The 6,000-nt window shown below is 41.5% G+C and carries 6 protein-coding genes; all 6 read left to right on the forward strand.

Translation table 11 applies throughout. The annotated features are described in order from the left end of the window. The first annotated feature begins 114 nt into the window (after positions 1–114). The 6 genes from P5Y91_RS08685 (at position 115) to P5Y91_RS08710 (ending at position 5,637) form a co-directional block, all read left to right on the forward strand. The gene (locus P5Y91_RS08685) at positions 115–1,281 is read left to right on the forward strand and encodes a tyrosine-type recombinase/integrase (protein ID WP_277839286.1); all 1,167 of its coding nucleotides are present in this window, start codon (positions 115–117) and stop codon (positions 1,279–1,281) included. 166 nt (positions 1,282–1,447) lie between these two features. Further along, positions 1,448–2,206 (forward strand): threonine/serine exporter family protein, encoded by a 759-nt coding sequence (locus tag P5Y91_RS08690; RefSeq protein WP_277839287.1) that lies wholly within the window; start codon positions 1,448–1,450, stop codon positions 2,204–2,206. A 4-nt stretch (positions 2,207–2,210) separates the two neighbouring features. Beyond that, positions 2,211–2,678: a threonine/serine exporter family protein gene (locus P5Y91_RS08695; protein WP_277839291.1), complete on the forward strand. Its 468-nt coding sequence runs from the start codon at positions 2,211–2,213 to the stop codon at positions 2,676–2,678. Positions 2,679–2,785: 107 nt separating this feature from the next. Beyond that, the gene (locus P5Y91_RS08700) at positions 2,786–3,010 is read left to right on the forward strand and encodes a hypothetical protein (RefSeq protein ID WP_277839288.1); all 225 of its coding nucleotides are present in this window, start codon (positions 2,786–2,788) and stop codon (positions 3,008–3,010) included. Positions 3,011–3,202: 192 nt separating this feature from the next. Further along, complete coding sequence (locus P5Y91_RS08705) at positions 3,203–4,375, forward strand: hydroxymethylglutaryl-CoA synthase (RefSeq protein WP_277839289.1); 1,173 nt, start codon at positions 3,203–3,205, stop codon at positions 4,373–4,375. Beyond that, the gene (locus P5Y91_RS08710) at positions 4,375–5,637 is read left to right on the forward strand and encodes a hydroxymethylglutaryl-CoA reductase, degradative (RefSeq protein WP_155167283.1); all 1,263 of its coding nucleotides are present in this window, start codon (positions 4,375–4,377) and stop codon (positions 5,635–5,637) included. Before P5Y91_RS08705 ends, P5Y91_RS08710 begins: the two co-directional genes overlap by 1 nt. Positions 5,638–6,000 lie beyond the last annotated feature (363 nt).

Genomic DNA, 6,000 nt, shown 5'->3' on the forward strand with positions numbered 1-6,000 from the left:
AAGATATAAAACGAAAATAAAAAGCTTCTTGTAAGTTAAAGCATGATATAAACCACACACTAAAACCTTTTTAATAATAGCTTGCCTGCTGATGAATTAGAAAGGTTTTCGATCATGAAAATTACAGAACACAAAAAGAAAGACGGTACAACTGTGTACCGTGCTAACATTTACTTAGGGATTGACCGAGTAACGGGAAAAGATGTAAAAACTAGTATTACAGCTAGAACTAAAAAAGAGGTCAAGCTGAAAGCTAAAGAAGCTGAAATAGACTTCATTCAAAATGGTTCTACTAGATTCAAAGAAACGACAATTAAAACTTATAAAGAACTCACTGAATTATGGTGGGAAAGCTATAAGCATACAGTAAAACCAAATACTGAATATAGTGTTAGAAAATTATTAAATAATCATATTTTACCTCTATTTGGTTCTTATAAATTCGACAAGCTAACTACCCCACTTATCCAAAATATAGTCAATAAACTTGCTGAAAAGACCAATAAAGGGGATTCAGAGGCTTACTTACACTATGATAGGATTCACGCGCTTAATAAGCGTATCTTACAGTATGGTGTTACTATGCAGGCGATACCGTCCAATCCTGCGCGTGATGTTGTTTTACCTCGTAACACTCAGAAAGCAAAGCGCCAAAAGATTAAACACTTTGATAATATTGAGTTAAAAACGTTTTTAGATTATCTAGACAACTTGGATAGTAACAGATACCGCTATTTTTACGAGGTCACTCTTTACAAGTTCCTGCTTGCTACTGGTTGCCGTATTAATGAAGCATTGGCGCTGGAATGGTCTGATATTGATCTAGATAGCGCTGTTGTCCACGTTACAAAGACACTAAACCGCGAACAAAAAGTAAATAGTCCTAAATCAAAATCTAGTTACCGTGATATCGATATTGACCCCAAAACGGTTACAATGCTAAAACAGTACAAACGTAGACAAACCCAAGAGGCTTGGAAAATTGGACAAACTGAAACCATAGTCTTTTCAGATTTTATCAATGGTTACGCTAAAAACGGTAGCCTTTTTACAAGATTAAAAACACATTTTAAACGTGCTAAAGTACCTAATATTGGTTTCCATGGTTTTCGCCACACTCACGCTAGTTTGTTATTAAATGCTGGAATACCATATAAAGAACTTCAACATAGACTAGGACACGCTAAGTTATCCATGACAATGGATACATACAGTCACCTCTCAAATGAGAGTGCAAAAAAAGCCATTTCATTCTATGAAACAGCTCTAGGGAGTTTGTAACTGAACAAATAACTGAACAAAATCAGAATAGAACGTATTACGACAAGAAAGAAAGCCTATATCAATAGGCTTTCTGGTACCTTAATCTTCAACTTACAAGATTTTAGTTCTGTCTCTCGTCCTTTTTTGCTATAATAGAGACAGATTATTTAGTAAGAAGGAAATTATGGAAGAGTCAAAACAGATCAACCAAGTGATCGACGTCCTGATGTTGGCTGGAACCCTCCTTATTGAGAGTGGTTCTGAGATTCACCGGGTCGAAGATACCATGATCCGGATCGCCCATTCACAGGGAATCCTCGATTGCAATGTTTTAGCGATGCCAGTCGCTATTTTCTTTTCAATTGAGAATGCCAATGTGACGCGAATGAAACGGATCTTACGGACGAATTATAACATCGAAAAAGTCTGCGATGTCAATCAGATCTCTCGTCAACTGGTTTCTGGAGAGATGGATATCGACCAAGCCTACCAGGCCTTGAGCGAATTGAAAAGCAAGCGTGTTCCTTATACCAATCTCCAGTTGACCATTGCGGCAACTCTTAGTGCGCCTTTTTTCTCCATTATGTTTGGCGGGAATTTTTATGATGCAATAGGAGCAGGTATTGCGACCGTCTTTGCCTTTGCTTTCTCTCTAGTAGTTGATAAATATGTTCGTATTCCTTTTGCGACAGCCTTTGCGGCTGCCTTTGTCTTTGGCTTTTTAGCCCATATTTGGACGCGCTATAGTGGTTTTCCTTCGAATACCGATCTCATCATTGCTGGCTGTGTCATGCCCTTCGTTCCTGGAATTGCCATGACCAATGCTGTCCGCGATCTCATGAATTACCACCTAAACTCTGGGATGAGTAAGCTCTTTGAGACTCTCCTCATTACTCTTGCCCTCGGTGCCGGAACAACCGTCGCCCTTGTCCTTATGAAATAAAATGATGAACCTAACTGAATTTTTAATCCAAGCGGTGGCCAGCCTGATTGCCATCATCACCTTTTTAATCGTCCTCAATGTCCAGCGATCCATGCTGATTCCTGGAGGTATCCTCGGCATGGGGATTTGGCTCCTTTACTATGTACTAAAAGGGCCTACCAATGTCATAGTAGCAACTTTTATCGCAGCCATTGTCGGCTCCTGCATTAGTCAGATTTTAAGTATCGTCTTAAAGACACCTGTCGTTGTCTTTATGTTGGCTATTCTTGCCCCCTTGGTTCCTGGATACATTTCTTATCGAACGACTTCCTTCTTTGTCAGCGGCCAATATCGACAAGCAGTGACTAGCGTGAGTCTGGTTGTTATTCTGGCCTTGGTTATCTCTATCGGGATGGCTAGCGGATCTGTCGTCTTGAAACTCTACCATTCTTACCAACGCTATCAAAAACGAAAAACGACCAATGCCAACTAGCATTGGTTTTTTAAAATTTTATAAGTGTAACCACTTGTATTTCTGTTTTAAAGGAGTACAATAATAGTGAAAAAACAAATCCTTTAAAGTATGTGAGGTGCTGTATGATGATAAACAAGTATATCAAGTATCTTCCTTGGATGATCCTAGGAGCCCTCCCCTCCTATCAATCAGCGACTTACTATGCCCGTAATTCATTTGACTTGTTCTATCTGACTTTGAACTTTCTGATTGTGTACATCGCTATCATCGTCTTCTACGAAAGGGTTCTAAAAGATAAATGTAAAGAACTCTTCATACGAATCATGAGCAACCCTAAGAAAGATAGCTAATCATCAGAGTTGAAAAGTCATCTGAGGATGGCTTTTTTTATAGATTCTCTATTTTTTCTTTGAAACATTGCAAAATCGGTCCCAAGAATGATTTCCTTGCTGATCTAGTTTTTTCAAGGGAGTTTTACCCTTAAATATGGTAAAATAGTAAGGAAATATACTAGTAGATATCAAATAAAAAAGAGGTTAAGAATGACAATTGGGATTGATAAGATTGGTTTTGCGACAAGCCCTTATGTCTTGCGTTTAGAAGATTTGGCGGCTGCTCGTGATACCGATCCTGAAAAATTAAGCAAGGGTCTTCTCTTAAAAGAACAAAGTATTACACCGATCACTGAAGACATTGTCACATTGGCTGCAACTGCAGCAGATGGCATTTTAACAGATGAAGATAAACAAGCGATCGATATGGTGATTCTTGCGACGGAATCTGGGATTGACCAGAGTAAGGCTGCTGCTGTTTTTGTACATGGTTTACTAGACATCCAGCCCTTTGCCCGCTCTTTTGAGATGAAAGAAGCCTGTTATGCTGCGACTGCTGCCTTGGATTATGCTAAACTCCATGTTGAAAAATTCCCTCAGAGTAAGGTTTTGGTCATTGCCAGTGACATTGCTAAATATGGAATTGGAACTCCTGGTGAACCAACACAAGGTGCCGGAGCAGTTGCTATGCTGATCAGCCAAAATCCTCGTATTCTATCTTTTAACGATGACAATGTCGCCCAAACACGCGATGTCATGGATTTTTGGCGTCCAAATTATGCAACAACTCCCTTTGTGAATGGGATTTATTCGACGCAACAATATCTAGATTCTCTGAAAACAACCTGGGTGGAATACCAGAAACGGACTGGCCTTGCCTTGACAGACTTTGCAGCCGTCTGCTTCCACCTGCCTTATCCGAAATTAGCTCTCAAGGGCTTGAAAAAAATCTTGGATAAGTCATTATCAGAAGAGAAAAAAGATCAATTACAATACAACTTTGATCAATCGATTCTATACAGCCAACGCGTGGGAAATATCTACACTGGATCTCTTTTCCTAGGCTTGCTGTCACTACTGGAAAATGACCCCCAACTCAAAGCTGGGGACCGAATCGCCCTCTTTAGCTATGGAAGTGGAGCGGTTTCTGAGATCTTTAGCGCCAACCTTGTTCCTGGTTTTGAGCAACTCTTAGATCACAAACGCACGGAAAAACTGGACCAACGTACGGTTCTTAGTGTTGCTGACTACGAACGACTCTTTTATGAGGAAGTAGATCTAGATCCTAGTGGCAATCAAGTGTTTGAGCCTGCTACGCATCAAACTTTTGCTTTGACAGAGATCAAGGAACACCAACGCACTTACCAGAAAGTAGAAAAATAATGGCACGATTACCAGGTTTTGCAAAACTTTCTCCCACAGAACGCATAGAGGCCTTACTGAAGGAAGGCCTCTTAACTTGGGATGAAGCACAGATCTTAAAAGAACAAAAGGGACTCCCCCTCTCTATTGCAGATCAATTGACGGAAAATGTCTTGTCGACTTTTGACTTGCCCTTTAGCCTTGCTCCTTATTTCCTGATCAATGGTCGTGACTATGTCCTTCCCATGGTCACAGAAGAACCATCCGTGGTCGCGGCTGCCAGCTTTGCTGCCAAGCTCATTCAACGTTCGGGGGGTTTCACCACCCAGGTGCACCAGCGCCAAATGATCGGTGAGATTGCTCTGTCAGATGTTAAGGATGTAGAAATGGCTACCAAGCGCATCCTAGAGGACAAGGAAACCCTTCTTCAGTTGGCTAATGAAGCCTATCCTTCTATCGTCAAGCGTGGAGGTGGAGCGAGGGATCTTTGGGTCGAAAACAAGGGAGACTTTCTTATTGTCTACTTGGCGGTTGACCCTAAAGAAGCCATGGGGGCCAATATGCTCAACACGATGCTGGAAGCGCTGACCGATCGCATCCAAGAACTCTCTGGTGGACAGGCCTTAATGGCGATTTTATCCAACTTAGCCACGCGCTCTTTGGTGAGTGCACGGTGTGCCATCGATTTTAAAGCACTGAGTCGAAATCCTGAAGAAGCCATTGAGATTGCCCACCGAATGGAGCTAGCTAGCCAACTGGCTAAAGTGGATCCTTACCGTGCAGCCACACATAACAAGGGAATTTTTAACGGGATTGATGCCCTGGTCCTTGCGACAGGTAATGACTGGCGGGCCATCGAAGCAGGAGCCCATGCCTATGCTGCACAAAGTGGTTCTTACAAGGGTTTGAGTCACTGGACAAGTCATCCGGAAGAGAAAAAACTCTATGGAGAGATCACCCTACCAATGCCGGTTGCGACAAAAGGAGGCTCGATTGGCCTCAACCCAACAGTTCAAGTCAGCCACCGTTTGCTAGGAGAGCCTTCTGCTATTGAATTAGCAGGTATCATCGCTTCTCTCGGTTTAGCACAGAATTTCGCTGCCTTGAAAGCCTTAGTGACTACAGGGATCCAAGCAGGACATATGAAACTCCAAGCACGCTCCCTAGCCCTTCTAGCAGGAGCTAAGGAAGAGGAAGTTCCCCGATTGGTCAGCCAACTCCTTGAAAACAAACCCTTTAATTTAGAAAAGGCACAAACACTCTTACAAGAATTGAGAAAATAAAAGAACTAAGATAAGGTTTTCGTTTTCAGATTGAAGACAAAGTCATTTTTGAAACTTTCCTTAGGTGAGTACGGACGTCAGCGAACTTCGAAGAAGTTCCATGACTTAGTTTTGAACCTAAAGTTTCAAAACTCCCGAGTGCTAGAAACAATCCTATTTCTAGCACTTTTCTCACTGCGGAAAGTTTCAGTGTATGTTTGAATGAGACTATTGGTATGTATCAGTTTTAATTATTCTGCATCACTTAGCTTGTTTTATGTAAAAAAACAGTTTGTTTACATTCTAAAAGAGGCTGGGACAAAAGTCCTAGCCTCTCAATTATTTTTGGATTGTCGAGCAAGACGCAGTGGTTGAGTGGGCTCT

The organism is Streptococcus taoyuanensis, assembly GCF_029589235.1.
Classification (GTDB): Bacteria; Bacillota; Bacilli; order Lactobacillales; family Streptococcaceae; genus Streptococcus; species Streptococcus taoyuanensis.

Coding starts and splice junctions, on each gene's coding strand:
- P5Y91_RS08705 (WP_277839289.1), top strand. CDS start 3,203: ATGACAATTGGGATTGATAAGATTGGTTTTGCGACAAGCCCTTATGTC.
- P5Y91_RS08700 (WP_277839288.1), top strand. CDS start 2,786: ATGATAAACAAGTATATCAAGTATCTTCCTTGGATGATCCTAGGAGCC.
- P5Y91_RS08710 (WP_155167283.1), top strand. CDS start 4,375: ATGGCACGATTACCAGGTTTTGCAAAACTTTCTCCCACAGAACGCATA.
- P5Y91_RS08690 (WP_277839287.1), top strand. CDS start 1,448: ATGGAAGAGTCAAAACAGATCAACCAAGTGATCGACGTCCTGATGTTG.
- P5Y91_RS08685 (WP_277839286.1), top strand. CDS start 115: ATGAAAATTACAGAACACAAAAAGAAAGACGGTACAACTGTGTACCGT.
- P5Y91_RS08695 (WP_277839291.1), top strand. CDS start 2,211: ATGAACCTAACTGAATTTTTAATCCAAGCGGTGGCCAGCCTGATTGCC.